We start from the raw sequence: 26,294 nt of genomic DNA, 5'->3' as shown, positions 1-26,294 counted from the left end.
GGATCAAACTCTCCAAAAAAGGTTTGATACCAGGCAACATTATCTCCGTCATATTTGACGAGGTGTTGCATGAAAAACTTCATGCACTGGCTTTTGACACACTGTTGAGTTCTCAAGAAACGGACGCGTACTTCCTTGACCGAGACCGTGGGTCTCAGCGCCGGAGGCGCTCGTTTCAGCTCCGCTAGCTTATCAGATCCGGACGTTCCTTGTCAAACCGCCCGATCCGGTAGCTTCCGGACGCCCCTTCCGAGGCAACCCTCGTAACTTACCCGAACTTTCGCGCCGTGTCCAATCACGCTCTGACACGGCCGGTTGCCCGGAGATCCGTTGCAAGGGGTTTGGGGGCTGAACCGCCCCGCGTGGAAAACTGTAGCAGCCTCTGGACCGTGGAAGGTCCATTCTCGGTAACGAATGAACCTTCCCCTCGTCCGGCTAGCTCAAACCCAGCGCGGCGAGCTGGGACTCGAGGCGCTCGATGTCGGCGGCGGCCTGGTCGGCCCGCCCCCGCACCTTGGCCACCACGTCGGCCGGCGCCTTGGCCATGAACTGCTCGTTGCCGAGCTTGCCAGCGACCTGGGCGGCCTCCTTGCGCGCGGCGGCCAGGTCCTTCTCCAGTCGCTTGCGCTCGGCGACCACGTCGATCGCGCCCGCCGTGTCGATCTCGACGCCCACCCCGCCCACGGCGAACCTGGCCGTCGGGTTGAAGGTCTCCGACGGCTCGGTGAGCCGCAGCAGCGAACGGGCGGCCGACTCCTGCCCCGCGAGCGGGGTGCCGGCCAGCGCCAGCCGCGCCGCCACCTTCTGGCCGGGCTTGAGGCCCTGGTCGGAGCGGAACCGGCGCACCTCGGTCACCAGCTCCTGCAGCGCGACGATCTCCGCCTCCGCCGCGGGATCGGCGTAGCGCGGATCGGCCTGCGGCCAGGAGGACACCACGACGGACTCCCCGCCGGTGACCGCCCGCCACAGCTCCTCGGTGACGAACGGGACAAGCGGGTGCATGAGCCGCAGCAGCGCGTCGAGCACGTGCCCGAGCACCAGCCGGGTGTGCTCCAGCCCCTCGCCGAGCTGGATCTTGGCCAGCTCCAGGTACCAGTCGCAGACCTCGTCCCAGGCGAAGTGGTAGAGCAGGTCGGACGCCTTGGCGAACTCGAACTCCTCGAACGCCTCGTCGGCCGCCTTGATCACGCTCTGCAGCCGCGACAGGATCCACCGGTCGGCCGCCGTCAGCGTGAGCCCTTCGAGGGGGCCGACGGTGGCGCCGTTCATCAGCGCGAACCGGGTGGCGTTCCAGATCTTGTTGCAGAAGTTGCGCGAGCCCGCCGCCCACTCCTCGCTGACCGCCACGTCCGCGCCGGGGTTGGCGCCGCGCAGCAGTGTGAAGCGGGTGGCGTCGGCGCCGAAGCGCTCCACCCAGTCGAGCGGGTCGACGACGTTGCCGAACGACTTCGACATCTTCTTGCCGTACTGGTCGCGGACCATGCCGTGCAGGGCCACCACGCGGAACGGCGGCTCGCCGTCCATCGCGTACAGGCCGAACATCATCATCCGCGCGACCCAGAAGAACAGGATGTCGTAGCCGGTGACGAGCACCGAGGTCGGGTAGAAGCGGGCCAGCTCGGGCGTGGCGTCGGGCCAGCCGAGCGTCGAGAACGGCCAGAGACCGGAGGAGAACCAGGTGTCGAGCACGTCCGGGTCCTGGACGTAGCCCTCCGGCGGGGTCTCGTCGGGGCCCACGCAGACGACCTCGCCGCCCGGGCCGTACCAGACCGGGATGCGGTGGCCCCACCACAGCTGCCGGGAGATGCACCAGTCGTGCATGTCGTCGACCCAGTCGAAGTAACGCTTGGCCAGCTCCGGCGGGTGGATGCGGGTGCGCCCGTCGCGCACCGCGTCGCCGGCCTCCTTGGCGAGCGGCGCCACGTTGACGAACCACTGCAGCGACAGCCGCGGCTCGACCACGGTCTTGCAGCGCGAGCAGTGGCCGACGGAGTGGACGTACGGGCGCTTCTCGGCGACGATGCGCCCCTCGGCGCGCAGGGCCGCGACGACGGCGGGCCGTGCCTCGAACCGGTCGAGCCCCTCGAACGGGCCGTGCGCGGTGATGACGCCGCGCTCGTCCATGACGGTCAGCGACGGCAGCGAGTGGCGGCGGCCGATCTCGAAGTCGTTGGGGTCGTGCGCGGGCGTCACCTTGACGGCGCCGGTGCCGAAGGCCGGGTCGACGTGCTCGTCGGCGACCACCGGGATCATGCGGCCGGTCAGCGGCACCTCGACCAGGGTGCCGACCAGGTGCGCGTAGCGCTCGTCGGACGGGTGGACGGCCACGGCGGTGTCGCCGAGCATGGTCTCGGCCCGGGTGGTGGCGACCACGATCTCATCGGAGTAGCGGATCGAGACGAGCTCGCCCTCGTCCTCGCTGTGCTCCACCTCGATGTCGGACAGGGCGGTCAGGCAGCGCGGGCACCAGTTGATGATGCGCTCGGCGCGGTAGATCAGCCCGTCGTCGAAGAGCTTCTTGAAGATGGTCTGGACGGCCCGGGACAGGCCCTCGTCCATGGTGAAGCGCTCGCGCGACCAGTCGACGCCGTCGCCGAGCTTGCGCATCTGGCCGAGGATCTGGCCGCCGGACTCCTCCTTCCACTGCCAGACCCGCTGGACGAACGCCTCGCGGCCCAGGTCGTGGCGGGACAGGCCCTCGGCGGCGAGCTTGCGCTCGACGACGTTCTGCGTGGCGATGCCGGCGTGGTCCATGCCGGGCAGCCACAGCGTCTCGTGCCCGCGCATGCGGGCGCGGCGGCTCAGGGCGTCCTGGATGGAGTGGTCGAGCGCGTGACCGATGTGCAGCACGCCGGTGACGTTGGGCGGGGGCAGGACGATGCTGTACGGCTCCCGCGAGCTGCCCGGGTCGGCGTGGAAGTAGCCTTCGGACACCCATCGCTCGTAGCTTCGGGTCTCGACGTCGGCCGGGGTGTACTGGGTAGGCAGCTCTGGCGTTGTCACAGTGACCAATTCTAGGGAGATGGGAAAGGGAAACGCCCCATGGACCGGGTCCACGGGGCGTTGCCGCTGTCGCGGCGGCTCAGCGGCGGCTCAGGCCGACTTCTCGCGCGGGGTCCGCTGCTGCTTGGCGGCGAGCTGGTCGCGCGGGACGAGCGTCGGGATGGCGTGCTCCAGGACCGATTCGCGGGTGATGACCACGCGGGCCACATCCTGCCGGGACGGTACCTCGTACATGACCGACAGGAGCACCTCCTCCAGGATGGCGCGCAGGCCGCGGGCGCCGGTGCCGCGCAGGATCGCCTGGTCGGCGATGGCCTCGAGCGCGTCGTCGGTGAACTCCAGCTCGACCCCGTCGAGCTCGAAGAGCTTGCGGTATTGCTTGACGAGGGCGTTGCGCGGCTCGGTGAGGATCTGGATGAGCGCCTCGCGGTCGAGGTTGTGCACCGAGGTGATGACCGGCAGGCGGCCGACGAACTCGGGGATCATGCCGAACTTCAGCAGGTCCTCGGGCATCACGTCGGCGAAGATGTCGACCGAGTCGATCTCTTCCTTGGAGCGGATGACGGCGTTGAAGCCAATGCCCTTCTTGCCGATGCGCGACTCGATGATCTTCTCGAGGCCGGCGAAGGCGCCACCGCAGATGAACAGCACGTTGGTGGTGTCGATCTGGATGAACTCCTGGTGCGGGTGCTTGCGGCCGCCCTGCGGGGGCACCGAGGCGGTGGTGCCTTCGAGGATCTTCAGCAGGGCCTGCTGCACGCCTTCACCGGAGACGTCGCGGGTGATCGACGGGTTCTCGCTCTTGCGGGCGATCTTGTCGACCTCGTCGATGTAGATGATGCCCGTCTCGGCCTTCTTGACGTCGTAGTCAGCGGCCTGGATGAGCTTGAGCAGGATGTTCTCGACGTCCTCGCCCACGTAACCGGCCTCGGTGAGGGCGGTGGCGTCGGCGATGGCGAAGGGCACGTTGAGCATCTTCGCCAGCGTCTGGGCGAGCAGCGTCTTGCCCGAGCCCGTGGGGCCCAGCAGCAGGATGTTGCTCTTGGACAGCTCCAGGCCGTCGTCTCTGCCCCGGTCGCCGGACTGCACCCGCTTGTAGTGGTTGTAGACCGCCACCGAGAGCGCCTTCTTCGCCTTGTCCTGACCGATGACGTAGGCGTCGAGGAACTCGAAGATCTCCCTCGGCTTGGGCAGGTTGTCCCACTTGAGCTCGGAGGACTCGGAGAGCTCCTCCTCGATGATCTCGTTGCAGAGATCGATGCACTCATCGCAGATGTAGACGCCTGGACCGGCAATGAGCTTTTTGACTTGCTTCTGGCTCTTTCCACAGAACGAGCACTTCAGCAGGTCTCCCCCGTCGCCGATGCGTGCCACCCCAGATACTCCTTTGCGTGGGACCGCCCTGCTCATCGAGCAGTGTCGCCGGACATCCTCCGGACTAGGCCGAACCGCTCAGGTTTCGACGTTACCGTCTTCTGGGCCCTCAGTGAGCCCCCTAGCGGCGAGTCGCACCGGAACGTGCCCTATTGGGCACCGCTCCGGTGCGGGTCGTCTCGTCTAGGAAGCCACAGCCTGAGCTCGCTTCTTCCTGGACGGGATGATGTCGTCGATCAGACCATACGCCTTTGCCTCATCCGCGTTGAGAATTTTGTCGCGTTCGATGTCCTTGCGGACTTCGGCAGAGGTCTTTCCCGAGTGCTTCGCCACGATGTCCTCAAGGAGGGTCCGCATGCGAAGGATCTCGCGGGCCTGGATCTCGATGTCGCTGCCCTGGCCGCCGCCCTCGGTGGACGGCTGGTGGATCAGCACCCGGGCGTTGGGCAGCGCGAAGCGCTTGCCCGGGGTGCCGCCGGCCAGCAGCACGGCCGCCGCGGAGGCGGCCTGGCCGAGGCAGACGGTCTGGATCTCCGGCCGGACGAACTGCATCGTGTCGTAGATCGCCGTCATGGCGGTGAAAGAGCCGCCCGGCGAGTTGATGTAGATGCTGATGTCACGGTCGGGGTCGAGGGACTCCAGCGTCAGCAGCTGCGACATGACGTCGTTGGCCGACGCGTCGTCGATCTGCACGCCGAGGAAGATGATGCGGTCCTCGAACAGCTTGGTGTACGGGTCCATGGTCTTGGTCCCGTAGGACGTGCGCTCGGTGAACTGCGGGAGCACGTAGCGGCTTTCGATGTTCACAGTAGATACCCCTAGGAAACCGGGCCCTGCGAGGGCACCTGCCGAGCACTGCGCACGACATGGTCGATGAAGCCGTAGTCCTTGGCCTCGTCGGCCGTGAACCAGCGGTCGCGGTCGGAGTCGGCCTCGATCTGCTCCAGCGGCTGGCCGGTGTGGAAGGCGATCCGCTCGGCCAGCGTCTTCTTCACGTAGAGCATCTGCTCGGCCTGGATGGCGATGTCGGCCGCGGTGCCGCCGATGCCGCCCGAGGGCTGGTGCATCATGACGCGGGCGTGCGGCAGCGCGTAGCGCTTGCCCGGCGCCCCCGCCGAGAGCAGGAACTGCCCCATCGAGGCCGCCATGCCCATCACCACGGTGGAGACGTCGTTGGGCACGTACTCCATCATGTCGTAAATCGCCATGCCGGCACTCACGGAGCCGCCGGGCGAGTTGATGTAAAGACTGATGTCGCGATCCGGGTCGTCGGCGGCCAGCAGGAGCAGCTCGGCGCAGATCCGGTTGGCGATCTCGTCGTTGACCTCCTGGCCGAGCACGATGATGCGCTCGCGCAGCAGGCGCTGGTAAAGCTGGTCCTCAAGCCGGAAGGACGTGCCGTTCTCACGGCCTCGCGACTCAGGCTGATAGAAGGTCGGCGGGCTGGTCACAGCGTCACCTTCCGATGCGTCGTAATCGATGGGCTTTGCTTGTGACCCTAACGCGCGCCGCCCCCCGGTCATGCCCGGTCCACGTACTGTTCGCTGACGGCGCAGGTCGGGTCTCCGGCACGCGCGAAGCCCCCAGGCCAGGGGCTTGGGGGCTTCGCGCGCGCTGGGGCGGGGATCAGGCCTCGGCCTTCTCCTCGGACTCGTCCTCTTCCTCGACGACCTCTTCACCGTTGATCTCGGTGTAGATGGCCTTGAGGTCGACCTCGTTGCCCTCGGTGTCGACGACCTTGGCGGCGTCACCGATGACGGACTTGGCCTTGTCACGGACGATCTCGACCATGGCCAGCGTGAGCTGGTCGTTGTCGGCCAGGTGCTGGGCCAGCTGGTTGGGCTGGACGCCCATCTCCATGGCGCGGCGCACCACGAAGTTGGTCAGCTCCTGCTCGGTCACGCCGAGCTCCTCGGCCTTGACGATCTTGTCGAGCACGAAGCCGACCTTGATCGCCTTGGCGGAGCTGGTCTCGAACTCGGCGAAGCGCTCCTCCTCCGTCGTCTGGTAGAGACGGAAGAAGGCGTCACGGCTCAGACCGCTCTCGGCGATCTGATGGTCGAGGTTGTGCTTGCGGGCGTCGATCTCGGCCTTGAGCGCGCTGTCGGGGATCGGGATGTCGATCTTCTCGAGCAGCGTGTCGAGGGCCTTCTCGCGGGTCTGGACGACCTGCTCGATGAGCTTGTTGCGGCGGGCCTGCTCGCGGATGCTCGCCTTGAGCTCGTCGAGCGTGTCGAACTCGCTGGCCAGCTGGGCGAACTCGTCGTCGAGCTCGGGCAGGACCTTCTCCTTGACCGACTTGACGTTGATGATCACGTCAGCCTCCTCGCCGGCGTTGGCGCCGCCGACGAGCTCGGTCCTGAAGGTCTTCTCCTCGCCCGCGGACATGCCCTCGAGGGCGGCGTCGAGGCCCTGGAGCACCGAGCCGGCGCCGACCTCGTACGAGACCTCGCTGGCCTGCTGCTCCTCGATGTTCTGGCCGTCGATCTCGGCACGCAGGTCCATGACGACGAAGTCGCCGGTGGCAGCGGGCCGCTCGACGCCGGTCAGCGTGGCGAAACGCTGGCGCAGCGAGTCGAGCTGGGCGTCGATGTCGGCGTCGGAGACCTCGGCGGCGTCGACGGTGACCTCGGCGCCCTTGTAGTCGGGGACGTCGAAGTTGGGCCGGATGTCGACCTCGGCGGTGAACTCGATCTGCTCACCGTCCTCGATCTTCGTGACCTCGATGTCGGGCTGGCTGACCGGGAACACGTCTACCTCGTCCACGGCCTGGCCGTAGAGCTTGGGCACCGCGTCGTTGAGGGTCTCCTCCAGCACTACCGCCCGGCCGAAGCGCTGCTCGATGATGCGGGCCGGGACCTTGCCAGGACGGAACCCGGGGACGCGCACCTGCTGCGCGACCTTCTTGTACGCCGCATCCATGCTCGGGCGCAGCTCGTCGAACGGCACCTCGACAGTGAGCTTCACCCGGGTCGGGCTGAGCTCCTCGACAGCGGTCTTCACGGGGTGGTCTCCTTGATCAAGCTTCTGGTGATCGCGGGCGCGTCCATTCGGTACGGCTCGCGCGCCGCGCCCACGTATTGGCGCTGGGCATGCTCCGCCACGGCGGATCCAAACGCCGTCCGTCAGTCTAGGGCAGAGCAGGTAGCTCTCAGAACTCTTCGGCGATGACGCGCAGCAGCTCGATGGTCTCGTCAGGGGTCGTGCTGACGGCGCACAACCTCTCCATGACCTCGGTGTAGCGGTCCACGTCCTCGCGCTTGTCCAGGTAGAGGGCGCTGGCGAGCTGCTCGACGTAGATCACGTCGGGCAGGTCGCTGTCGGGGAAGCGCAGGATGCTGAACGCGCCGCCCTCCGCGCTGTGGCCGCCGAAGCTGAACGGCATGATCTGGATGGTGATGTTCGGCTGGCGCATGAGGTCGATGAGGTGCTGCAGCTGCGCCTTCATGACCTCGGCGCCGCCGATGGGCCGGCGCAGCGCCGCCTCGTCGATCACCGCCCAGAAGACCGGGCCGTCGGGCCTGTCGATCACGCGCTGGCGTTCGAGCCGCAGGTCGACCCGCCGCGCGATCTCCTCCGCGCCGACCCCGGCGGATCCCGCCGTGACGACCGCGCGCGCGTACTCCTTGGTCTGCAGCAGTCCCGGCACGAACTGGACCTCGTACGTCCTGATCCGGGCGGCGGCCTCCTCGAGGCCGACGTACGCCTGGAACCAGGTGGGGAGGATGTCGTTGAAGCGGTGCCACCAGCCGGGTTCGTTGGCGGTCGCGACCAGGTCCAGCACGGCTGCGCGGGCCCCGTCGTCGACCACTCCGTACAGGGTGAGCAGGTCGGCCACGTCACGCTCCTTGAACCCGACCCGGCCCAGCTCCATACGGCTGATCTTGGACTCGGACCCCCGGATGAGGTGGCCCGCCTCCTCGCGCGTGACGCCCCTGCTTTCCCTGAGCCTGCGCAGCTGGGAACCCAGGAGGATGCGCAGCGCCGTAGGCCCGGAACCCGGCTGGTTCTGCGTCACTTTGCCTCCTATCAAGGTCCGCACACACAGTGACATCTGTTTGCCGGGTATGACAAGGTCTCAACCTGGTGTCCGATTCGGATACGTATGCGGAAATCGCTCATGCTGCTGCACATTGCACATGCACGTGCATTTGGGTCTTGCAGCGACACGGGATCGTGACCCATGATGGCCTAGTGCATATTGGGCCAAACATGCACTAAACCGAAGGCGACTGGGAGGTATCGGCGGGATGGTGGAGGATCCTCTGGCCACTGCCGACTGCCTGCAGATCACCCGTGAGGTGGGCTTCGACCAGCTCCTCACCTCGGGCAAGCCGTACACCACCGCGTGCCCGCTGCCCTTCCAGGCCGACTCGGTCAAGACCGCCAGGGACGTCACCCGCACCACGCTGAGCGGCTGGGGCCTGTCCGAACTGAGCGACGACGCGGCGCTCGTGGTCTCCGAGCTGGTGACGAACGCGGTCCGTTACGCCATGTACGCCCGGGGCGGGCGCGAGATCACGCTGCTGCTCATGCGCGTGGCGCCGCACGTCCTGCTGGCCGTGGCCGACCCGAGCGACGACGTGCCCACGCCCAAGGAGCCCGACTTCATCTCCGAGAACGGGCGCGGCCTCTACATCGTCGAGACGTACAGCCAGTGCTGGGGCTGGGACCCGCTGGCGCGCGGCGGCAAGGCCGTGTGGGCCCTGTTCCGCACCGACGAGTCCTGACCCGCCCTCAGCGCGTCCGCCGCTGGTAGGCCAGCGTGACGGCGGCCAGCAGCGGAGCCCACGCGACCAGCGGCAGATAGACGAACCCCACCAGCAGGTGCTCGGTGGCCGTCATGTCACCGTGCGGCACCGCCCACCAGAACAGGAACGGCGTCCACAGCACCGCCAGCACCACGACGCCCGCCCACGCCGCCGCGAGCACCGCACGACGCGGGATCACCCTGCCTCCCGCATACGGGACCCAGCGCGGCACCACCTCGCCCCACGGCCGCACCAGGCCGAGCGTCAGCAGCCCCGCCCCCTCGGTCAGCACGCTCAGCGCCACCAGGTACGCCGGCCCCGCCGCCCCCGTCCCCAGCAACGCGCGCAGGCCCTCCTCCGTGTAGCCGAGCGGGAAGCCGAGCACCAGGCCGATCCGCCACAGCCCGGACGGGAGCGCCACGAGGGCGGCGGCGTGCGCGGCCACCACCGGCCAGCGGGGGACGACGACGAGGTTCGTACGCATGGGTCCATCGTCGTGATCACGCGCTGGCGCCGCCTCCCGCCCGCGGGCCACCGCGCTCCCCCGCCCGGGGGACGCCCGTGCCAGGATGGGCGGCATGTCCGACAGCACGGTTCACGGCACAGTTCACGGCATGGTCAAGGTCTGGCACGCCGAGGAAGGATGGGGCGTCCTCTCCTCGCCGTCCCTTCCGGACGGGCACGACGCCTGGGCGCACTTCAGCGACATCATCGCCGACGGGTACCGGAGCCTGCGGGCGGGCGAACGCGTCACGTTCGAGTTGGTCCGGCGCGAGCAGGACGGCTTCCAGTACGTCGCCGAGAACGTACGGAGCCTCTGACCGCCGCCGCCCGGTCCGGCGTCCTGGAACTCGACCCGCGACCTCCCAAAAGCCACCCACTCAGTCACGCAGAAGGCCCCACCCGGGATCGGATGGGGCCTTTGAGCTGGGTCGGGGCGACAGGATTTGAACCTGCGACTTCTTGCTCCCAAAGCAAGCGCGCTGCCAAGCTGCGCCACGCCCCGTCGGCGCCGGGTACGCACACGCTCCGGGACTCCGGTACGCTTACGCCCTGACGACCGGATGAAGTCTAGACCAGAGTTCGACCGGTTCGCGCGGACGTAGCTCAATGGTAGAGCCCTAGTCTTCCAAACTAGCTACGCGGGTTCGATTCCCGTCGTCCGCTCCACAGCCGTAAGGCCCGCTCCGGCCCCCTGCCGTGTCAGGCGGGGGTGCACAGTCTGTTGAGTTCCGCGATGTCGGTCCGGATGTCTGCGAGCACCTCGTTCGGGTCGTTCATGACCATGCCGGTCAGGCGGAAGTTCAGTTCCTGGAACTCTCTGGCCAGCCTGGTGACCTTCTGCCCGACCGCTCCCTGGGCGTTCAGGGCCACGCCCATCAGCTCCGAGTACGCCTGCTGGGCCGCGCCTGCATGGCTGCTGCGGGTGTCGCCGGCGTTCCGGCTGTAGGCGTTGAGTGCGGCCGTCGCCTCGGCGCAGCCGATGGGGGGAACCGGGGGCAGCACCACGGACGTGACGGGGTCAGCACGGGTGGTTTCCGGGTCGGGGGGCGGCGGGTCCGAAGGCGGGCGGCTGGTCTCCCGGTCGCGCGACGGGATGTACCGGGACGCGGACGGGGACGGAGTTTCTGTCCCGATGGGTTGCCCGGCGGGCGGGGCCAGGTACGCGATCAGCGCGACCACGGCCGCCACCGAGGCGGCGAGGGCGCTCACGGTCGCCGGCCAGTTCAGCTGACGGCCCTTGTCCCCGTCCGTCGCGGGCCGCTGCGCCGATCCGTTCTGCGTCATGGCCTCATCGTGGCCGAGTGATCGGGCCGGGTCCAGGAACGCGGGAGCACGCGCATCGGAGCCCGTAGGCTCGGACGTGATGCGTGCACGACCGATCTCGATGGAGGCGCTCGTCGAGGAGCTGGCCGAGGCGATCGCGGCGGGGCCGGGCGACGGCTGGGCGCGGGTGGTCGTCGACGGGGCTCCGGCGGCGGCGCCCGGGGAGCTGGCCGACCGGCTGGCGGCGCCGCTGCGGGTGCGCGGGCGGCAGGTGCTGCGGGTGTCGGCGGGTGACTTCCTGCGCCCGGCGTCGCTGCGGCTGGAGCACGGGCGGACCGATCCTGACGTGTTCTACGACGACTGGCTCGACGTGAAGGGGCTGCTGCGGGAGGTGCTGGAGCCGCTGGGCCCGGGCGGCTCGGGGCGGGTGCTGCCGGCGCTGTGGGACAGCCGGATCGACCGGGCCTTCCGGCTGCCGTACGAGACGCTGGCGCCGGGCGGGGTGCTGCTGCTGGACGGGACGCTGCTGCTGGGGCGGGGGCTGCCGGTCGAGCTGAGCGTGCACCTGTGGCTGTCGGCGGGTGCGCTGGAACGGCGCACGCCCGAGTCCGAACGGTGGCGGTTGCCGGCATATGACCGCTACGAGCAGGAGGTGCGGCCCGCCGAGACGGCGGACGTGCTCGTACGGGCCGATCATCCGGGGCGGCCGGCCATGCGGGAAGGCGACTGGAACGGCGGCGCGCGGCGGCGCAGACTGGGTGGATGATCCCCAGCCACTGGTACAACATCGTTCCCGACCTGCCCGCTCCGCCTCCTCCGCCGCTGCATCCGGCCACCCGGGAGCCGGTGGGGCCGGACGATCTGGCGCCGCTGTTCCCGATGGAGCTGATCGGGCAGGAGGTGAGCCAGGAGCGGTTCGTGCCGGTGCCGCAGGAGGTGCTCGACGTCTACCGGCTGTGGCGGCCGACGCCGCTGGTGCGGGCGCGCCGGCTGGAGCGGGCGCTGGGCACCCCGGCCAGGATCTACTACAAGTATGAGGGCGTCTCGCCCGCCGGGTCGCACAAGCCCAACACGGCGGTCCCGCAGGCGTACTACAACGCGCGTGAGGGCGTGCGCCGGCTCACCACCGAGACCGGCGCGGGGCAGTGGGGCAGCGCGCTGGCGTTCGCGTGCGCCCAGTTCGGGGTGGAGTGCGAGGTCTGGATGGTACGGGCCTCCTACGACCAGAAGCCCTACCGGCGCTCCCTCATGGGGGTGTACGGCGCGACGGTGCACGCGAGCCCGTCATCGGTGACGATGTCCGGCAGCAAGGTGCTGGCCGATCACCCGGACTCGCCGGGGAGCCTGGGCATCGCGATCAGCGAGGCGGTCGAGGCGGCGGCCGGGGCGGCCGACACCCGGTACGCGCTCGGGTCGGTGCTCAACCACGTGCTGATGCACCAGACGGTGATCGGCGAGGAGGCGCTGGCGCAGCTCGACGAGCGGCCCGACCTGGTCATCGGCTGCACCGGCGGCGGGTCGAACTTCGCCGGGCTGGCCTTCCCGTTCCTGCGCGGCAAGCTCGCCGGGGAGGGCGGGCCGGTGCTGCGGGCCGTCGAGCCGGCCGCCTGCCCGTCGTTCACGCGCGGCCGCTACGCCTACGACTTCGGCGACACGGCCGGGCTGACGCCGCTGCTCAAGATGCACACGCTCGGCCACGGGTTCGTGCCCGACCCGATCCACGCCGGCGGGCTGCGTTATCACGGGATGTCGCCGCTGCTGTCGCACCTGTACGAGCTCGGGCTGTTCGAGGCGGTGACCCGGTCGCAGACCGAGTGTTTCGAGGCCGGGGTGACGTTCGCCAGGACGGAGGGCATCGTGCCCGCGCCGGAGCCGACGCACGCGCTGGCCGAGACCATCGCCGAGGCGCGGCGGTGCGCGGAGAGCGGCGAGGCGAAGGTCATCCTGACGGCGCTGTGCGGGCACGGGCACTTCGACCTCGCCGCCTACGACCGCTACCTGTCGGGCGAGATGACGGACTTCACGCTGCCGCAGGAGCGGATCGACGAGGCGCTGAGCGAGCTGCCCGGGTGAGTCAGCGCGCCGTGGGGCGCTTGCCGTGGTTGGCCTTCTTCTTCTTGCGTGCCTTGCCCTTGCGTGCGCGCTTGGCCATGTCGCATCCCTCCTGGTGATGGGGCTCTCTCAATGTCTCCCGCATCGGGGCGCTGGACAAGCGTCCCGGTGACCTAACATTCCCCAACATATTCGTGTCATAATTTGGTGGAATCTGTTGGAAGGAGCGGGGGCGTGCTCGCACAGCAGCGTCAGCAGGCGATTCTCGAACGCGTCCGCAGCGCAGGCGGGGTCCGGGTGGCCGATCTCGTGCGCGAGCTCGGCGTCTCCGACATGACGATCCGCCGCGACCTGGAGGTGCTCGCCGAGCGCGGGCTGCTGGAGAAGGTCCACGGCGGCGCCACGACGCTCGGCCCCGGCTCGACCGAGGAGCCGGGTTTCACCGCCAAGTCGGCCCGCCAGCAGCAGGAGAAGGAGTCCATCGCGCGGCGCGCCGCCCAGCTCGTCCGGCCCGGCACCGCGGTCGCCCTGTCGGCCGGCACCACGACGTGGGCGCTGGCCCGTCACCTGATCGGGGTGCCGGAGCTGACCGTCATCACCAACTCGATCCCCGTGGCCGAGGTCTTCCACCGCAATCCGCGCGCCGATCGCACGGTCGTGCTCACCGGCGGCGTCCGCACCCCCTCCGACGCGCTCGTCGGCCCGGTGGCCGTGGCCGCGATCCGGCGCCTGCACGTGGACACCCTGTTCCTGGGCGTGCACGGGATGAGCGTGCGGGCCGGGTTCACCACGCCCAACCTGCTGGAGTCCGAGACCGACCGGGAGCTGGTCAACGCCGCGCACCGGCTGGTCGTGCCCGCCGACCACACCAAGTGGAACACGGTCGGCATCAGCACGATCGCGGAGCTGCGCGAGGCCGACGTGGTCATCAGCGACCCCGGGCTGCCCCAGGAGGCACGTACGGAGCTGGCCGAACGCGCCGGCGAACTGATCATCGCGGAGGGCTCGCAGTGAAGCGCACCATCACCCATCTGGCCGACGGCCGGGAGCTGATCTACTTCGACCGGCGTGACGACGCCGACCGGAGCGCGATCGACCGGCGGCCGCTCGATCCCCGGCCGGTGGCGTCGGAGCTGCGCTACGACCCGCTGACCGAGGAGTGGATCGCGGTCGCCGGGCACCGGCAGACGCGCACGTTCCTGCCTCCGGCCGACGAGTGCCCGCTGTGCCCGTCGTCCGACACGCGGGCGTCGGAGATCCCGGCGGACGACTACGACGTGGTGGTGTTCGAGAACCGGTTCCCGTCGTTCTCCCGCAATCTCGGCAGTTACGCGGACGTGGGCGGGCTGAGCGAGGTCCGGCCGGGGGTGGGGCGGTGCGAGGTGATGTGCTTCACCTCCGAGCACTCCTCGTCGTTCTCGCAGCTCTCCGACGACCGGGTGGAGCTGGTCATGGAGGCGTGGGCCGACCGCACGGCCGAGCTGTCCTCGATCGAGGGCGTGGAGCAGGTGTTCTGCTTCGAGAACCGGGGCGCGGAGATCGGCATCACGCTCTTCCACCCGCACGGCCAGATCTACGCCTATCCGTACGTCACGCCGCGCACCAAGCTGCAGCTCGGCGCCGCCAGGCGCTACGCGGGGCGGCGGCCGGGGCGCAACCTGTTCGCCGACGTGCTGGCGGCCGAGCGGGAGGCGGGCACCCGGGTGGTGGCCGCCAACGAGCTGTGGACGGCGTTCGTGCCCGCCGCCGCGCGGTGGCCGTTCGAGGTGCATCTCTACCCGCATCGCCGGGTGCCGGACCTGGCGGCGCTGTCGGAGGCCGAGCGGGCGGCGTTCGCCCCGTTCTACACCTCGGTGCTGCGCGCGCTGGACGGGCTGTTCGGCGTCGCGATGCCGTACATCTCGGCCTGGCACCAGGCGCCGGTCCGGCAGGACCGTGAGCTGGGCTATCTTCATCTGGAGCTGTTCAGCATCCGGCGGGCGCCGGGCAAGCTGAAGTACCTGGCGGGATCGGAGTCGGCCATGGGAGCCTTCGTCAACGACGTGCTCCCGGAAGAGGCGGCACGCATGCTTCGATCACAGGTAGATCACTAATTGATTTCCGATTGATGTCGCATTACTCGTGATCTACCACTACTATCCCTTCAAGCGCGGTCATAGCACCGTGTACGCCTAATCCCGGGCGAGTTGCCCGGGAGCCGGGGACCCATCCGCACCTGGGGTGAATCCACTTCGGTGGTAGGGAAGCGACTCCCATGCCCGAACCCGTCAGCTAACCCGGCCGGCAGAGGGAGAGGAAACCCCGCACGTGGCGTCAGCGTCCCCCACGCGACTTGCCATCGGCGTCGTCACCGCGGCAGCGATGACGTTCGCCACCTGGTCAGCACCGGCCGCGGCCGAGCCCAAGCCGTCCGAGAGCCAGCTCCGCGGCGACCTGAAGCAGCTCAACAAGAAGGTCGACCAGCTCATCGAGCGCTACAACGCCAAACGCGTCGAGCTCGCCAAGGCCCGCGAGGCCGCCGAGGCGGCCAAGAAGCGGCTCGCCGCCGCCGACCAGGCGCTCGCCGCCGCCCAGCTGAAGGTGGGCGAGCTCGCCAGACTTCGTTACCAGAGCGGCACGCTGGGCCTGCCCTACTACATGGTGCCGCCCGACGGGGCCGGCGCGGCCGTGGTCGAACAGCTCACCGCCGAGCAGCAGGCCATCGTGGCCGGCGTCGCCGCCGCCCGCGACGAACAGAAGAAGGCCGCCGACGCGGCCGCCGCCCTGGCCCGCCGGCTCAGCGCCGACACGACCGAGGTGGCCAAGCAGCGCGACGAGGCCGAGGACGTCATCGGCGACATCGAGAAGAAGCTGGAGGACCTGATCCCGTTCAGCACCGGGCGGCGCTCCGACGGCACCTGGGCCCCGCAGCTGCCGAGCGGCACCGACAACATCACCGCCCGCACCCGGGCGATGAAGGCGCAGATCGAGAAGAGCTTCAAGCTGCCGTTCAGCGTCGGCTGCTTCCGCTCGGGGTCCAGCGGCGAGCACCCGCTGGGGCGGGCCTGCGACTTCATGATGAGCGCCGGCGGCTCCATGCCCACCGCGGCCAACAACGCCCTCGGCGACCGCATCGCCGAATGGACCGTGAAGAACCGGGACAAGCTCGGGGTCAAGTACGTGATCTGGAAGCAGCGGATCAACCACGGCTCCGGCTGGAACGCCATGTCCAACCGCGGCAGCATCACCGAGAACCACTACGACCACGTCCACATCTCGATGCACTGACGTGGCCGACCGGCTCGGCGTTGACAGAATATGTAGATCGGTCTAGTTTTTCGGCATGGGCAAGAAGGGGGCCGAGACCCGGCTGCGGATCCTGGAGGCGACCCAGGAGCTGGTCGAGGCGGGCGGCTATGCCAATGCCGGGCTCAACCAGGTGATCGCCGCCAGCGGGGCGCCGCGCGGGTCGCTGTACTTCCACTTCCCCGAGGGCAAGGACCAGCTGGTCGGCGAGTCGATCCGGCGCGCCGGGGCGGCGATCGGGTCGGCCTTCGACGACCTGGCCGTGGACGAGGTGCTGCGGCTGCTGGGCGACCGGCTGGAGGAGTCGGGCTGGCGCAAGGGCTGCCCGGTGGCCACCGTGGCGCTCGAGATGGCCGCCGCCAGCGACCCGCTCCAGCAGGCGTGTTCGGAGGTCTACACGTCGTGGGAGGCCGCCCTGCGGGCGCGGCTCGCGGGGCGGCCGGACGCCGACGATCTCGCCGTCACCGTCCTGGCGCTGATCGAGGGGGCGCTGCTGCTGGCCAAGGCGCACCGCAGCCGGGAGCCGCTGGACCGCGTCGCCGCCGTGCTCGCCGGGCTGCTGCGCTGACCCCTGGGGCCGCCTCCCCGCCACGGAGGCGGCTCTTTTTACGCCCAGAAAATATGTAGACCGATCTATTAAGGAGCTCCCTTGGACGCGATCGTCTTCGGCGCGACCGGCTTCGTCGGCCGGGCACTCGTCGCCGAGCTGCTGGGCCGCGGGCAGCGGGTGGCGGCGGCCGTGCGGACCGACACCCTCACCCCGTGGCTGGCCGAGCGGGGCGTCGCCACCGGCGGGCTGAACGTCGTCACCGCCGACCTCACCCGCCCGCTCACCGGACTCCCCCAGGCACGCGACGTCTACAACGCCGCGGCGCGCTTCGCGTTCGGCCTCGGCGTCGAGGAGGCTCGCGCCGTGAACGTGACCGGGGCGCTCCACGTGCTCGAATGGGCCGCCACGCTCCCCCGCCTGCGGCGGCTCGTGCACATCAGCGGCTACCGGGTGAGCGGCGTCCGCCCCGACTACGCCCGGCTGGGCGCGTACGAGGCGTCCAAGGCCGAGGCCGACCTCGCCGTTCATGCCAGGGCGCGCGAGCTGGGCGTCCCGCTGACCGTCGCCAACCCCAGCACGGTGATCGGCCCCGGCCAGCACCTCGGCCTGGCCTCCCTCGTCGGCGACCTGTGGAACGGGCGGCTCGCGGCGCTGCCCGGCGGCCCGGACGTCTTCCTGCCGGTCGTCACGTTGGACTACTTCACGCGCTTCCTGGCGGAGATCCCCGCCGCCCCGGCGGGCGAGGACCACTGGGTGCTCGACGACGACACGCCGCCGCTGCCCGAGCTGATCGGCCTGGTCGCCCGGCACCTCGGCGTGCGCGCGCCGCGCCGGACGATCCCCGTCGGCCTGGTGCGGCGGCTGCCGCGGGCGCTCACCGGCGCCGATCCGGAGACGCTGTCGTTCCTGTCGTCGGACCGCTATCCGACGGCCTCGGCCCGCGCCCTCGCCGCCCGGGCCGGCCTGGAGATGCCGCCGGTGGCCGACGCCCTGCGCGCGTGGGCGGACGACCTGGTGGCGGCCCGCTTCGGCGCGGCGACGCCGTGCCTGCGCCCGTACGGGTTCCGGGACCGTACGTGGGTGATGGGGGACGCCCGCGACCCCGGGCACGTGCTGCTCCACGGGCTGCCGGTGAACGCCGACGTGTGGGCGCGGGTGGCCGCCCTGCTGCCGGGGCCGGTTCTCGCGCCCGATCTGCCCGGGCTGGGGCGGTCCGCGCCTTCTGACCGGCCGGTGGAAGCGTGGCTGGCCGGGCTGATGGGGGGCGTGCGGACGCGGCCGACGCTGGTGGCGCACTCGCTGGCCTGCGGGCCCGCGCTGCGGTTCGCGGTCGAGCATCCCGAGCGGGTGGGCGGGCTCGTGCTCGTGGCTCCGGCGTTCCTCCAGGCTCCGGCGTCGTGGGCGGCGCGTTCGGCCGTGGCCGCGCCCCTGCTGCGCCGCATGTCCGCCGCCCGGCTGGCCGCCACGCTGGGCGTGCCGGAAGGGCCGGAGGTGGCGAGCGCCGCGCTGGACCTGCGCCGCCCGGGGGTGGCGCGGCGCGTGGTCGCGGCGCTGCGGGCGGCGTCGGCCGCGCGGGACGCCACGCGGGCGCTGCTGACACGGGTGCGGGTGCCCGTCGAGATCGTGACGGGCTCGGCCGACCCGCTGACGGCCGACCCGGGGCATCCGGTGACCGAGATCGCCGGAGCCGGGCACTATCCGCAGCTCACCCACCCCGACCAGGTCGCCCGGGTGCTCAGGCGGCCGGTGGCATCCGCTCGATGAGGGACTTGGGCGCGACCTGCCGGTAGGCGTCGGCGACGATCTCGCCGATCTCCGCCCAGTCGACGTCCACGTCCAGGAAGACGCCCAGCCAGCCGCGATGGCCCACGTACGGGGGCCGGAAGAAGCGGGCCGGGTCCTCGGCCACCAGCTCCTGCTGGACGCCGGGCGGGGCCGCGCACCAGAACGCGAGGCGGTCGTCGTGGTGGTGGTCGGCGTACATGACGAACGTCTTCTTGCCCCGCACGAACCAGGTGGGCTCGCCGTGGCTGAGCCGCTCGGTCGTCTCCGGCAGCGCGAGGCACAGCCGCCGGAGCTCGTCGAGCGGGCCCGCGGTCATCCGGTGAGCCTCAGCGGGTTGATCAGGTCGGCGTAGACCAGCAGCCCGGCCATGATGATCATGACGAAGGCGAGCGCGTAGGTGAGCGGCAGCACCTTGGCGATGTCCACGTACGCGGGCTCGGGGCGGCGGCGGACCCGGGCGTAGGCCCGCTTGAGGCCCTCCCACAGGCCGCCCGCGATGTGGCCGCCGTCGAGCGGCAGCAGCGGGATCAGGTTGAACATGCCGATCGCCAGGTTGAAGCCGGCCAGCAGGTTGACGAAGATGTGGAACTTCTGGATGCCGGTCAGGTCGGAGGCGAGGATCTCGCCGCCCATCCGCCCGGCGCCGACGACGCCGACCGGGCCCTCGGGGTCGCGTTCCTCGCCGGAGAAGGCGGCGTGCCACACGCCGACCATCTTCTCCGGCAGGTTGACCAGCGACTGCGCCACCCTGCCCGTGAGCTCGGCCATGTGACCGGCGACCGCGCCGATGCTCTGCTGCTGCATGACCTCGGTGGGCATGACGCCGAGGAAGCCGACGTTCTTCTCGATCACCTTGGGGTCGTCGGGCTTGGGCCGGTCCTGGGCGATGAGCGTGACGTCGAGCGTCATCGGCTTCCCGTCGCGCACGATGCCGAGCGCCACCTCGCCCGCGCCGTGGGAGCGGATCAGCCGGGTCGCGTCGGCCCACGAGCCGATCTTCTGGCCGTCGAAGGAGACGAGCTGGTCACCGACCTTGAGCTTGGCCTTCGCCGCGGGCGTCGCCTGGTCGCCGGGCCGGCACTCGGTGCGCTGCTCGCTGACCGGGATCACGCACGTGGTGGTGTCGGGCGAGACCACCGGCACCAGCGTGGGCATGCCGATGCCGACGAACAGCAGCGTGTAGAGGACGAAGGCGAGCACGAAGTTCATCGCCGGGCCGCCGGACATGATGATGACCTTCTGCCACCACTTCTTCCGGTAGAAGACCCGCTCCTCGTCGCCCGGGCGCACCTCTTCCTGGGCGGCCTCCCTGGCGGTCTCGATGAGGCTCTGGAACGGGCCCGTCGAGCTGCCGCGCAGCTTGGTCGGGTCGTCGCCGGGCCGGGGCGGCAGCATGCCGATCATGCGGATGTAGCCGCCGAGCGGCAGCCACTTGATGCCGTACTCGGTCTCGCCACGACGCCAGGACCAGGCGGTGGAGCCGAAGCCGACCATGTACTGCGTCACGCGGACGCCGAAGAGCTTGGCGGGCACGAGATGGCCGACCTCGTGCAGCGCGATGGACGCCATCAGTCCGATGAAGAAGATGACGATGCCCGCGACGAAGAGCCAATCCATGTACGCGCGCTCCAGGGAAGACGGAAATCCCGACCTACCCAAGGGTAGTCGAACTCCGCACACCTGGACGGGGGCTGCGCATGAACCGCCGTTGACAGTCCGCAGTCGGACGATCACCCTGGGACGTGACGGAGGGAGCGATTTGATCCGGATCCTGGTCGCCGAGCATCTGGCGCTGGTGCGGCGTGGTCTGGTGGCCTCGCTGGAGGCCGAGCCGGACCTGCGGGTGGTCGCGGAGGTGGCGAGCGCCGAGGACGTGCTGCCTCGCGCGCTGGAGTGCGAGCCGGATGCGGCGGTGGTCGACGCCGACCTGCCGGGCGTGGGCGGGCTGGGCGCGGCGGAGGCGCTGCGGGAGAAGGCGCCCGGGTGCGCGGTGCTGATCCTGTCGGCCCAGCCGCATCCGGGGCAGGTGCGCGGGGCGCTGGCGGCGCACGCCCGCGGGTTCATGACGCTCGACGTGGCGCCGGAGCAGCTCGCCGAGGGGTTGCGGCGGATCGCGGCGGGCGGCCGGGCGATCGACGCCGAGCTGGCCGTGGCCGCCCTGCAGTCGCCGGTCAATCCGCTGACCAGACGGGAGATCGACGTGCTGCGGATCGCGGCGGGCGGCGCCCGGTCGGCGGAGATCGCCGACGAGCTCTTCCTGTCGGTGGGAACCGTGCGCAACCACCTGTCGCGGATCATGTGCAAGACCGGCGCGCGCAACCGGGTCGACGCGGTGCGCATCGCCAGCGACTCGGGCTGGCTGTGAGCGGGCTGGTGGTGTGCGGGCTGGTGATGTGCGGGCTGGTGGTGTGCGGGCGGGCCCCGGAGGAGCCGCGCCGTTCCCCCGGAGCCCGCGACTCTATGACGATCTCAGGATGCCGGGCCGGCGGCCAGTGACCGCGATCACGACCGCACCCGTGTGATTCGTCACTACGGGCGCCAGATGAGCACCAGCGCGCAGTCGTCGTTGTGGCCCGAGGCCATGGCGTTGACCAGAGCCCTGGCGCCGTCGCGGAACCCGGAGGGCAGCAGCCGCTCGGCCTCGCCCAGCAGCCGGTCGAGCCCGGCGTCGATGTCGCGGCCCGGCTGCTCGATGAGCCCGTCGGTGTAGAGCAGCAGCGCGTCGCCCTTGCGCAGGGTGCCGCTGTCGGGCTCGCAGTGCAGGTCGGGCACCACGCCGAGCACCACGCCCTTGGCGGAGGCGACCTGCCAGTTGCCGGTCCCGGCGTCGAACTTGACGACCGGCGGATGCCCGGCCGAGGTGATCGTGTAGTCGCCGGTGGCCAGGTCGAGCCGGACGTGCACGGCGGTGACGAAGCCCTCGTCGCCGCGCTGGCGGTGCAGGTAGGCGTTGCACGCGGGCAGGAAGTCGTCGACGGAGCCGAGCAGCCCGCCGAACGTGCCCGACAGCAGCAGTGCCCTGGTGCCGGCGTCGACGCCCTTGCCGGACACGTCGACGAGCGCGATGTCGACCCGGTCGCCGTCGCGCAGCGACACCAGGAAGTCGCCGCCGAACGAGGAGCCGCCCGCCTGCTTGAGCACCACCTTGCCGCCCCAGTCCTTGGGCAGCGGCGGCAGCTCGCCCTGGCTCCTGAGCCGGTCGCGCAGCTCCAGCAGCATCGCGTCGCCGCGCAGTCCCTGCACGCCGAGCTTGCCCCTGGTGCGGGCCATGAGCACGGCCAGCACCGTGGTGAAGCCGATCGTCACGAGCAGGCCGAGCCCGACGCTGCCCGGCCCGAGCTGCGTGGCCACGTAGCCGAGCGCGACGGCCACGGCGACGAGCAGCTTGACCAGGCTGCGCAGCCGCAGTTGCAGCCCGCCCACGAGGGTGACGAGGATGAGCAGCGACGGCGAGAACCACTCCGTGGACACCTCGGCGGCCAGCAGCCCGATCACCAGCGACACCACGGTCAGCGTGAGGAGCAGGTTGCGGTCGCGGGCCAGCGGGCGCCGCACCAGCCGTACGGCCTGCACCAGCAGCGGCACCCGCACGAGCAGGGCGCGGAGCCGTGGCGGGATCAGCGGCGCCGGACGGGAACTCATGATGCGCCTGACTGTATCGGTCTGGACCATGTTTGGGCAGCCCACTTGACCAGAGCCTTGATCATCGGGACCGGATACCCGGTGGCCGAGGCGCGGCGGCGCCTCGTACGGTGGACGGATGACGTTTCAGATCCGCCCGATAGCCGAGGCCGAGTGGCCGGCGTTCTCCGACGTGCTGGGCGAGGGGTTCGGCTGGACCCCGCATCCCCGCCAGCTGGACCGCTGGAAGAAGCAGACCGAGTTCGACCGCACGCTCGCGGCGTTCGACGGCGACACCATCGTGGGCTGCACGGGGGTGTACAGCCTGCGGATGACGGTTCCCGGCAGGGTGCTCCCGGTCGCGGGGGTGACCGCGGTCAGCGTGCTCCCCTCGCACCGCCGCCGTGGCGTGCTGTCGTCGCTGATGCGCAGGCAGCTCGCCGACGTGCGCGAGCGTGGCGAGTCGGTGGCCGCGCTCTACGCCTCCGAGGCGCCCATCTACGGCCGGTTCGGCTACGGCAGGGCGGCGGAGCTGATGTCGTTCACCATCGACAGGGCCGGCTCGGCGTTCGTGCGCGACGCGCCGCAGGACCCGTCGCTGCGGCTGCGGGTGGTCAAGCCCGCCGAGGCGCGCGGCGACTTCGAGGCGCTGTTCGCCGCCGTGTCGCCCCGGCGTCCGGGGATGTACGAGCGCCGGGCGGAGTTCTGGGACGCGGCGCTGGCCGACGAGGAGTTCGACCAGCAGGGCGCGGGCGCGCTCCGCTCGGTGATCGCCGAGGACGACCAGGGGGTGCGCGGCTACGCGACGTTCCGGATCAGGCCCGGCATGGACGCCAGCGGCGTGCCCGACGGGGAGCTGAAGCTGCACGAGCTGTTCGCCGCCGATCCGGCCGCCTGCGCGCTGCTGTGGCGCAGCGTCCTCGACCGTGACCTGGTCGCGAGGGTGGTCGTCGAGAGCCGGCCGGTGGACGACCCGCTGTTCGCGCTGATGGCCGACTCGCGCCGGCTGCGCGCCCGCTGGACGGATGAGCTGTGGGTGCGCCTGGTCGACGTGGCCGAGGCGCTGGCCTCGCGCTCCTACGCGGCGCCGGTCGACGTGGTGATCGAGGTCGAGGACGACGTGTGCCCGTGGAACGCCCGCCGCTGGCGGCTGACCGCCGACACCTCGGGGGCCGCGTGCAAGCCGGTGGACGACGAGCCGGACCTGGTGCTCAAGGTCGCGTCGCTGGGCTCCGCCTACCTGGGCGACGGCGCGCTGGCCGAGCAGCACGCGGCGGGGCTGCTGGAGGAGCGCACCCCGGGCGCGGTGCGGGCACTGACGACGGCGATGTCGTGGAGCCCGAAGCCGTGGGCGGGGCTGACGTTCTGACGTAGGGTCGGGGGCATGGCCCTGCAGAGCTTGCAGATCACCGCGATCACCGCGATGCGGGCGCGCGACGTGTCGCGCCCGTCGAAGGAGCAGCAGGAGGCCGCCGACCGGCGGCCCCTGCGTGACGAGACGCCCAGACGCGAGGCCCGGCGCCGCTCCTAGCCGCCCTCGGTGCTACTCCTGGGGCAGCGACGGGAGCTGGCCGATGGTCTCGTACGTCTCCAGCTGGGCGATGCGGCGGCTGTGGCGCTCGCTGCCGGAGAACGAGGTGGCCAGGAACGTCTCGACGAAACTGGTGGCCTCGTCGGCCGAGTGCATGCGCGCGCCCACGGCGATCACGTTGGCGTTGTTGTGCTCGCGGGCCAGGCGGGCCGTGTCGTCGCTCCAGGCGAGCGCGGCCCGGATGCCGCGCACCTTGTTGGCGGCGATCTGCTCGCCGTTGCCCGAGCCGCCGATGACCACGCCGAGGCTGCCCGGGTCGCCGGCCACGCCCTCCGCGGCCCGAAGGCAGAACGCCGGGTAGTCGTCCTCGGCGTCGTAGACGAAGGGACCGCAGTCGGTCACCTCGTGCCCGTGGTCCTTCAACCAGGACACGAGATGGTTCTTGAGCTCATAGCCGGCATGGTCGGCACCGATGTAGACACGCACGCCACCAGTCTTCCACAGCCCGGCCGACGCGGCTCCTGGCCCGCGCCCGCTCGCTAGAGTAAGGGTCAGCACCGCCCAGTAGTCCTTACGAGAGGAGCCGCCATGCGCGAGATCCGTTCGATCGGCGACCCGGTCCTGCGCACGCCCGCCGAGCCCGTCGAGGCGTTCGACCGCGAGCTGCGCAAGCTGATCGACGACATGTTCCAGGCCATGTACGCGGTCGACGGGGTGGGCCTGGCCGGTCCGCAGATCGGCGTGTCGCGGCGGCTGTTCGTCTACGACATCAGCGGGCGCAAGGGCCACCTGATCAACCCGGTGCTGACCGTGGACGACCCGGCGGAGGTCCTCGACGAGGAGGGCTGCCTGTCGGTGCCCGACCGGCGGACCGGCAGCCCGATCTACGCGCCGGTGGCCAGGGCGGCCGGGGTGACGGTCGAGGGGGTCGACCGGCTGGAGCGGCCGGTGCGGATCACCGCCAGGGGCTCGCTGGCGCGCTGCTTCCAGCACGAGACCGACCACCTCGGCGGCAAGCTGTACGTCGACCGGCTGCCGAAGAACGAGGCTCGCAAGATCATGCAAAAGGCGTAAGTTGGCCGTATGACTGTGCTTTCCGGCAAGGGCGCACTGGTGACGGGCGGCTCACGCGGCATCGGCAGAGCGGTCGTGGAGCGGCTGACGTCCGACGGGGCGAGCGTGGTGTTCAGCTATCGCCATGACAGGGAGGCGGCCGAGCGGGTCGCCAAGGAGACGGGCGCGCACGCGGTCCAGGCCGACCAGGCGGACAAGGACGACCTGCGGCGGCTGTTCGCCGAGGCGGAGGCCCGGCTGCCGGGCCTGGACATCCTGGTCAACAACGCGGCGGAGACCGGCCAGGCGCTGATCTCCGAGGTGACGGACGAGGTCTACGAGCGGGTGTTCGCGGTCAACGCCCGCGCGACGTTCCTGGCCATCCAGTGGGCGGGCCGGGTGATGCGCGACGGCGGGCGCATCGTCAACGTCTCGACGCTCAACACCCAGCTGGCCGCCCCCGGCGTGGCCGTCTACGCCGCCAGCAAGGCCGCGGTCGAGCAGTTCGCCAAGGTGGCGGCGCGCGAGCTCGGCGGGCGCGGCATCACCGCCAACACGGTGCTGCCCGGCGCGACCGACACCGACATGCTGCGCTCGTCCAACCCGCCGGAGGCCCTGGTCCAGACGGTCGCGCTGACCTCGCTGGGCCGGCTCGGCCGGCCCGAGGACGTGGCGTCGGTGATCGCGTTCCTGGCCGGGCCGGACGGCGGCTGGGTGACCGGGCAGAGCATCCGCGCCACCGGCGGGCTCTACTAGCCCTACAGCTGCATCGACTTGACCTCGAAGAACTCCTCCAAGCCGTGCTCGCCGAGCTCGCGGCCGATCCCGGAGCGCTTGTAGCCGCCGAAGGGGGCCATCGGGTTGAACCGGCCCCCGTTGACGGCCACCTGCCCGGTGCGCAGCCTGCGCGCCACGGCGACCGCGCGCTCCTCGGTGCCCGCCCACACCGCGCCGGCGAGCCCGTACGGGGTGCCGTTGGCGATCTCGACGGCCTGGTCCTCGGCGGTGTAGGGGATGATCGTCAGAACCGGGCCGAAGATCTCCTCCTGCTCGATCGTCATGCCGGGCTCGACTGCGGCGAAGACGGTCGGCTCGACGTAGAAGCCGCGGGGCAGCGGGCGCTCGGTGCCGCCGGCCACCAGCCGGGCGCCCTCCTCGTGGCCCCGGTTGATGTAGCGGACGACGCGGTCGCGCTGGGCGGCGGAGACGAGCGGGCCGATCCTGGTGGCCTCGTCGAACGGGTCGCCGACGGTGTACTTGGCGGTGGCCTCGACGGCCAGGCGGACGGCCTGGTCGTACTGGTCACGGTGGACGATCATGCGTGACCAGGCGGAGCAGGTCTGGCCGGCGTTGACGAAGCAGTTGGCGACGCCCGCCTTGACGGCGGCGGTGAGGTCGGCGTCGGGCAGGATGAGGTTGGCGGACTTGCCGCCGAGCTCCAGCGCGACGCGCTTGACGCCGTCGGCGGCCAGCGTGGCGACCCGGCGGCCGGCCGCCGTGGAGCCGGTGAAGGAGACCAGGT

Annotated in this window: 29 protein-coding genes, 2 tRNA genes and 1 riboswitch; of the genes, 16 read left to right on the top strand and 15 right to left on the bottom strand. The window is 70.6% G+C overall.

The annotated features are described in order from the left end of the window. On the top strand, window positions 1-188 hold a 188-nt coding region (locus KME80_RS41150; RefSeq protein WP_219516085.1), incomplete at its 5' end, for a hypothetical protein. A gap of 247 nt (window positions 189-435) precedes the next feature. On the opposite strand, the gene KME80_RS41145 is transcribed toward KME80_RS41150, so the two are convergent. The 6 genes from KME80_RS41145 to KME80_RS41120 all read right to left on the bottom strand — a co-directional run bounded on the left by KME80_RS41145 (window position 436) and on the right by KME80_RS41120 (window position 8,395). After that, entirely contained in the window at window positions 436-3,003 is a 2,568-nt protein-coding gene (locus KME80_RS41145) for a valine--tRNA ligase (RefSeq protein ID WP_308126138.1), read from the bottom strand. Between the two features lie 90 nt (window positions 3,004-3,093). Then, on the bottom strand, window positions 3,094-4,377 hold the full coding sequence (gene clpX / locus KME80_RS41140) for an ATP-dependent Clp protease ATP-binding subunit ClpX (protein ID WP_049576077.1): 1,284 nt from the start codon (window positions 4,375-4,377) through the stop codon (window positions 3,094-3,096). Between the two features lie 183 nt (window positions 4,378-4,560). Beyond that, window positions 4,561-5,184 (bottom strand): ATP-dependent Clp protease proteolytic subunit, encoded by a 624-nt coding sequence (locus tag KME80_RS41135; protein WP_219516066.1) that lies wholly within the window; start codon window positions 5,182-5,184, stop codon window positions 4,561-4,563. A gap of 11 nt (window positions 5,185-5,195) precedes the next feature. Continuing rightward, on the bottom strand, window positions 5,196-5,828 hold the full coding sequence (locus KME80_RS41130) for an ATP-dependent Clp protease proteolytic subunit (RefSeq protein WP_219516065.1): 633 nt from the start codon (window positions 5,826-5,828) through the stop codon (window positions 5,196-5,198). 175 nt (window positions 5,829-6,003) lie between these two features. Then, window positions 6,004-7,380, bottom strand: a complete 1,377-nt coding sequence (gene tig, locus KME80_RS41125; RefSeq protein ID WP_219516063.1) for a trigger factor — start codon at window positions 7,378-7,380, stop codon at window positions 6,004-6,006. A 148-nt stretch (window positions 7,381-7,528) separates the two neighbouring features. Further along, window positions 7,529-8,395 carry a Sco1979 family transcriptional regulator gene (locus KME80_RS41120; protein WP_219516053.1) on the bottom strand — a complete coding sequence of 289 codons (867 nt, stop codon included), beginning with the start codon at window positions 8,393-8,395 and terminating at the stop codon, window positions 7,529-7,531. A gap of 232 nt (window positions 8,396-8,627) precedes the next feature. Between KME80_RS41120 and KME80_RS41115 the strand changes: the two genes are divergently transcribed. After that, the gene (locus tag KME80_RS41115; protein ID WP_219516045.1) at window positions 8,628-9,107 is read left to right on the top strand and encodes an ATP-binding protein; all 480 of its coding nucleotides are present in this window, start codon (window positions 8,628-8,630) and stop codon (window positions 9,105-9,107) included. Between the two features lie 7 nt (window positions 9,108-9,114). Here KME80_RS41115 and KME80_RS41110 read toward each other — a convergent pair whose 3' ends face one another. Then, entirely contained in the window at window positions 9,115-9,612 is a 498-nt protein-coding gene (locus tag KME80_RS41110; RefSeq protein WP_246646585.1) for a hypothetical protein, read from the bottom strand. A gap of 94 nt (window positions 9,613-9,706) precedes the next feature. Here KME80_RS41110 and KME80_RS41105 point away from each other — a divergent pair, with 94 nt between their 5' ends. Then, window positions 9,707-9,949: a cold-shock protein gene (locus tag KME80_RS41105; protein ID WP_219516037.1), complete on the top strand. Its 243-nt coding sequence runs from the start codon at window positions 9,707-9,709 to the stop codon at window positions 9,947-9,949. 111 nt (window positions 9,950-10,060) lie between these two features. Here KME80_RS41105 and KME80_RS41100 read toward each other — a convergent pair. After that, window positions 10,061-10,134, bottom strand: a tRNA-Pro gene (locus tag KME80_RS41100). A gap of 90 nt (window positions 10,135-10,224) precedes the next feature. On the opposite strand from KME80_RS41100, the gene KME80_RS41095 reads away from it, so the two are divergent. Further along, window positions 10,225-10,298 (top strand) — tRNA-Gly (locus KME80_RS41095). 33 nt (window positions 10,299-10,331) lie between these two features. Here KME80_RS41095 and KME80_RS41090 read toward each other — a convergent pair. Continuing rightward, window positions 10,332-10,916, bottom strand: coding sequence for a hypothetical protein (locus KME80_RS41090; RefSeq protein ID WP_219516034.1), 585 nt, complete (start codon window positions 10,914-10,916; stop codon window positions 10,332-10,334). 79 nt (window positions 10,917-10,995) lie between these two features. On the opposite strand from KME80_RS41090, the gene KME80_RS41085 reads away from it, so the two are divergent. Both KME80_RS41085 and KME80_RS41080 read left to right on the top strand, forming a co-directional pair. Beyond that, window positions 10,996-11,661 (top strand): nucleoside/nucleotide kinase family protein, encoded by a 666-nt coding sequence (locus KME80_RS41085; protein WP_219516026.1) that lies wholly within the window; start codon window positions 10,996-10,998, stop codon window positions 11,659-11,661. Continuing rightward, window positions 11,658-12,968 carry a TrpB-like pyridoxal phosphate-dependent enzyme gene (locus KME80_RS41080; protein ID WP_219516024.1) on the top strand — a complete coding sequence of 437 codons (1,311 nt, stop codon included), beginning with the start codon at window positions 11,658-11,660 and terminating at the stop codon, window positions 12,966-12,968. The genes KME80_RS41085 and KME80_RS41080 overlap by 4 nt, the downstream gene beginning before the upstream one ends. Before the next feature lies 1 nt (window position 12,969). On the opposite strand, the gene KME80_RS53430 is transcribed toward KME80_RS41080, so the two are convergent. Continuing rightward, window positions 12,970-13,047 carry a 50S ribosomal protein bL37 gene (locus KME80_RS53430; RefSeq protein WP_371825749.1) on the bottom strand — a complete coding sequence of 26 codons (78 nt, stop codon included), beginning with the start codon at window positions 13,045-13,047 and terminating at the stop codon, window positions 12,970-12,972. 134 nt (window positions 13,048-13,181) lie between these two features. On the opposite strand from KME80_RS53430, the gene KME80_RS41075 reads away from it, so the two are divergent. From KME80_RS41075 to KME80_RS41055, 5 genes are all read left to right on the top strand, one after another. Then, window positions 13,182-13,961, top strand: coding sequence for a DeoR/GlpR family DNA-binding transcription regulator (locus KME80_RS41075; protein ID WP_219516017.1), 780 nt, complete (start codon window positions 13,182-13,184; stop codon window positions 13,959-13,961). Beyond that, complete coding sequence (gene galT, locus KME80_RS41070) at window positions 13,958-15,040, top strand: galactose-1-phosphate uridylyltransferase (RefSeq protein WP_219516007.1); 1,083 nt, start codon at window positions 13,958-13,960, stop codon at window positions 15,038-15,040. Before KME80_RS41075 ends, galT begins: the two co-directional genes overlap by 4 nt. 65 nt (window positions 15,041-15,105) lie before the next feature. Then, window positions 15,106-15,247: riboswitch (cyclic di-AMP (ydaO/yuaA leader) on the top strand. A gap of 7 nt (window positions 15,248-15,254) precedes the next feature. Continuing rightward, on the top strand, window positions 15,255-16,214 hold the full coding sequence (locus KME80_RS41065) for a VldE C-terminal domain-containing protein (protein ID WP_219515998.1): 960 nt from the start codon (window positions 15,255-15,257) through the stop codon (window positions 16,212-16,214). A gap of 55 nt (window positions 16,215-16,269) precedes the next feature. Next, window positions 16,270-16,800 (top strand): TetR/AcrR family transcriptional regulator, encoded by a 531-nt coding sequence (locus KME80_RS41060; protein WP_219515997.1) that lies wholly within the window; start codon window positions 16,270-16,272, stop codon window positions 16,798-16,800. Between the two features lie 81 nt (window positions 16,801-16,881). Further along, window positions 16,882-18,546, top strand: coding sequence for an alpha/beta fold hydrolase (locus tag KME80_RS41055; RefSeq protein WP_219515987.1), 1,665 nt, complete (start codon window positions 16,882-16,884; stop codon window positions 18,544-18,546). Here KME80_RS41055 and KME80_RS41050 read toward each other — a convergent pair. Further along, complete coding sequence (locus tag KME80_RS41050; protein ID WP_219515978.1) at window positions 18,518-18,883, bottom strand: MmcQ/YjbR family DNA-binding protein; 366 nt, start codon at window positions 18,881-18,883, stop codon at window positions 18,518-18,520. The two genes, KME80_RS41055 and KME80_RS41050, sit on opposite strands and share 29 nt — an antisense overlap. Further along, window positions 18,880-20,184, bottom strand: coding sequence for a M50 family metallopeptidase (locus tag KME80_RS41045; protein WP_219515970.1), 1,305 nt, complete (start codon window positions 20,182-20,184; stop codon window positions 18,880-18,882). The genes KME80_RS41050 and KME80_RS41045 overlap by 4 nt, the downstream gene beginning before the upstream one ends. A gap of 142 nt (window positions 20,185-20,326) precedes the next feature. On the opposite strand from KME80_RS41045, the gene KME80_RS41040 reads away from it, so the two are divergent. Then, on the top strand, window positions 20,327-20,932 hold the full coding sequence (locus KME80_RS41040; RefSeq protein ID WP_219515962.1) for a response regulator transcription factor: 606 nt from the start codon (window positions 20,327-20,329) through the stop codon (window positions 20,930-20,932). A gap of 164 nt (window positions 20,933-21,096) precedes the next feature. Here KME80_RS41040 and KME80_RS41035 read toward each other — a convergent pair whose 3' ends face one another. Further along, the gene (locus KME80_RS41035; protein ID WP_219515955.1) at window positions 21,097-22,209 is read right to left on the bottom strand and encodes a PP2C family protein-serine/threonine phosphatase; all 1,113 of its coding nucleotides are present in this window, start codon (window positions 22,207-22,209) and stop codon (window positions 21,097-21,099) included. A 118-nt stretch (window positions 22,210-22,327) separates the two neighbouring features. Here KME80_RS41035 and KME80_RS41030 point away from each other — a divergent pair, with 118 nt between their 5' ends. After that, window positions 22,328-23,557: a GNAT family N-acetyltransferase gene (locus KME80_RS41030; RefSeq protein ID WP_219515947.1), complete on the top strand. Its 1,230-nt coding sequence runs from the start codon at window positions 22,328-22,330 to the stop codon at window positions 23,555-23,557. A 15-nt stretch (window positions 23,558-23,572) separates the two neighbouring features. Further along, a complete protein-coding gene (locus KME80_RS41025; RefSeq protein WP_219515938.1) occupies window positions 23,573-23,719 on the top strand; it encodes a hypothetical protein in 147 nt (48 codons plus the stop codon). 12 nt (window positions 23,720-23,731) lie between these two features. On the opposite strand, the gene KME80_RS41020 is transcribed toward KME80_RS41025, so the two are convergent. Next, the gene (locus tag KME80_RS41020; protein ID WP_219515936.1) at window positions 23,732-24,205 is read right to left on the bottom strand and encodes a ribose-5-phosphate isomerase; all 474 of its coding nucleotides are present in this window, start codon (window positions 24,203-24,205) and stop codon (window positions 23,732-23,734) included. Between the two features lie 102 nt (window positions 24,206-24,307). On the opposite strand from KME80_RS41020, the gene def reads away from it, so the two are divergent. Together def and KME80_RS41010 are read left to right on the top strand one after the other, a co-directional pair. Next, complete coding sequence (gene def, locus KME80_RS41015) at window positions 24,308-24,793, top strand: peptide deformylase (protein ID WP_219515919.1); 486 nt, start codon at window positions 24,308-24,310, stop codon at window positions 24,791-24,793. Window positions 24,794-24,802: 9 nt separating this feature from the next. Next, a complete protein-coding gene (locus KME80_RS41010; protein ID WP_219515910.1) occupies window positions 24,803-25,528 on the top strand; it encodes an SDR family oxidoreductase in 726 nt (241 codons plus the stop codon). A 2-nt stretch (window positions 25,529-25,530) separates the two neighbouring features. Here the strand turns inward: KME80_RS41010 and KME80_RS41005 are convergent. Then, on the bottom strand, window positions 25,531-26,294 hold a 764-nt coding region (locus KME80_RS41005), incomplete at its 5' end, for an aldehyde dehydrogenase family protein (protein ID WP_219515896.1).

It is taken from the genome of Nonomuraea ceibae (genome assembly GCF_019396325.1).
Lineage (GTDB): Bacteria > Actinomycetota > Actinomycetes > Streptosporangiales > Streptosporangiaceae > Nonomuraea > Nonomuraea ceibae.
The sequence above is the reverse complement of the archived record's forward strand: the minus strand, read 5'-3'. Positions and strand labels throughout refer to the sequence as shown.

Bases quoted from the DNA above. Each gene is read 5' to 3' on its own strand.
- KME80_RS41115 (WP_219516045.1), top strand. From the start codon at position 8,628: ATGGTGGAGGATCCTCTGGCCACTGCCGACTGCCTGCAGATCACCCGT.
- KME80_RS41110 (WP_246646585.1), bottom strand. From the start codon at position 9,612: ATGCGTACGAACCTCGTCGTCGTCCCCCGCTGGCCGGTGGTGGCCGCG.
- KME80_RS41105 (WP_219516037.1), top strand. From the start codon at position 9,707: ATGTCCGACAGCACGGTTCACGGCACAGTTCACGGCATGGTCAAGGTC.
- KME80_RS41090 (WP_219516034.1), bottom strand. From the start codon at position 10,916: ATGACGCAGAACGGATCGGCGCAGCGGCCCGCGACGGACGGGGACAAG.
- KME80_RS41085 (WP_219516026.1), top strand. From the start codon at position 10,996: ATGCGTGCACGACCGATCTCGATGGAGGCGCTCGTCGAGGAGCTGGCC.
- KME80_RS41080 (WP_219516024.1), top strand. From the start codon at position 11,658: ATGATCCCCAGCCACTGGTACAACATCGTTCCCGACCTGCCCGCTCCG.
- KME80_RS53430 (WP_371825749.1), bottom strand. From the start codon at position 13,047: ATGGCCAAGCGCGCACGCAAGGGCAAGGCACGCAAGAAGAAGAAGGCC.
- KME80_RS41060 (WP_219515997.1), top strand. From the start codon at position 16,270: ATGGGCAAGAAGGGGGCCGAGACCCGGCTGCGGATCCTGGAGGCGACC.
- KME80_RS41050 (WP_219515978.1), bottom strand. From the start codon at position 18,883: ATGACCGCGGGCCCGCTCGACGAGCTCCGGCGGCTGTGCCTCGCGCTG.
- KME80_RS41045 (WP_219515970.1), bottom strand. From the start codon at position 20,184: ATGGATTGGCTCTTCGTCGCGGGCATCGTCATCTTCTTCATCGGACTG.
- KME80_RS41035 (WP_219515955.1), bottom strand. From the start codon at position 22,209: ATGAGTTCCCGTCCGGCGCCGCTGATCCCGCCACGGCTCCGCGCCCTG.
- KME80_RS41030 (WP_219515947.1), top strand. From the start codon at position 22,328: ATGACGTTTCAGATCCGCCCGATAGCCGAGGCCGAGTGGCCGGCGTTC.
- KME80_RS41025 (WP_219515938.1), top strand. From the start codon at position 23,573: ATGGCCCTGCAGAGCTTGCAGATCACCGCGATCACCGCGATGCGGGCG.
- def (WP_219515919.1), top strand. From the start codon at position 24,308: ATGCGCGAGATCCGTTCGATCGGCGACCCGGTCCTGCGCACGCCCGCC.
- KME80_RS41010 (WP_219515910.1), top strand. From the start codon at position 24,803: ATGACTGTGCTTTCCGGCAAGGGCGCACTGGTGACGGGCGGCTCACGC.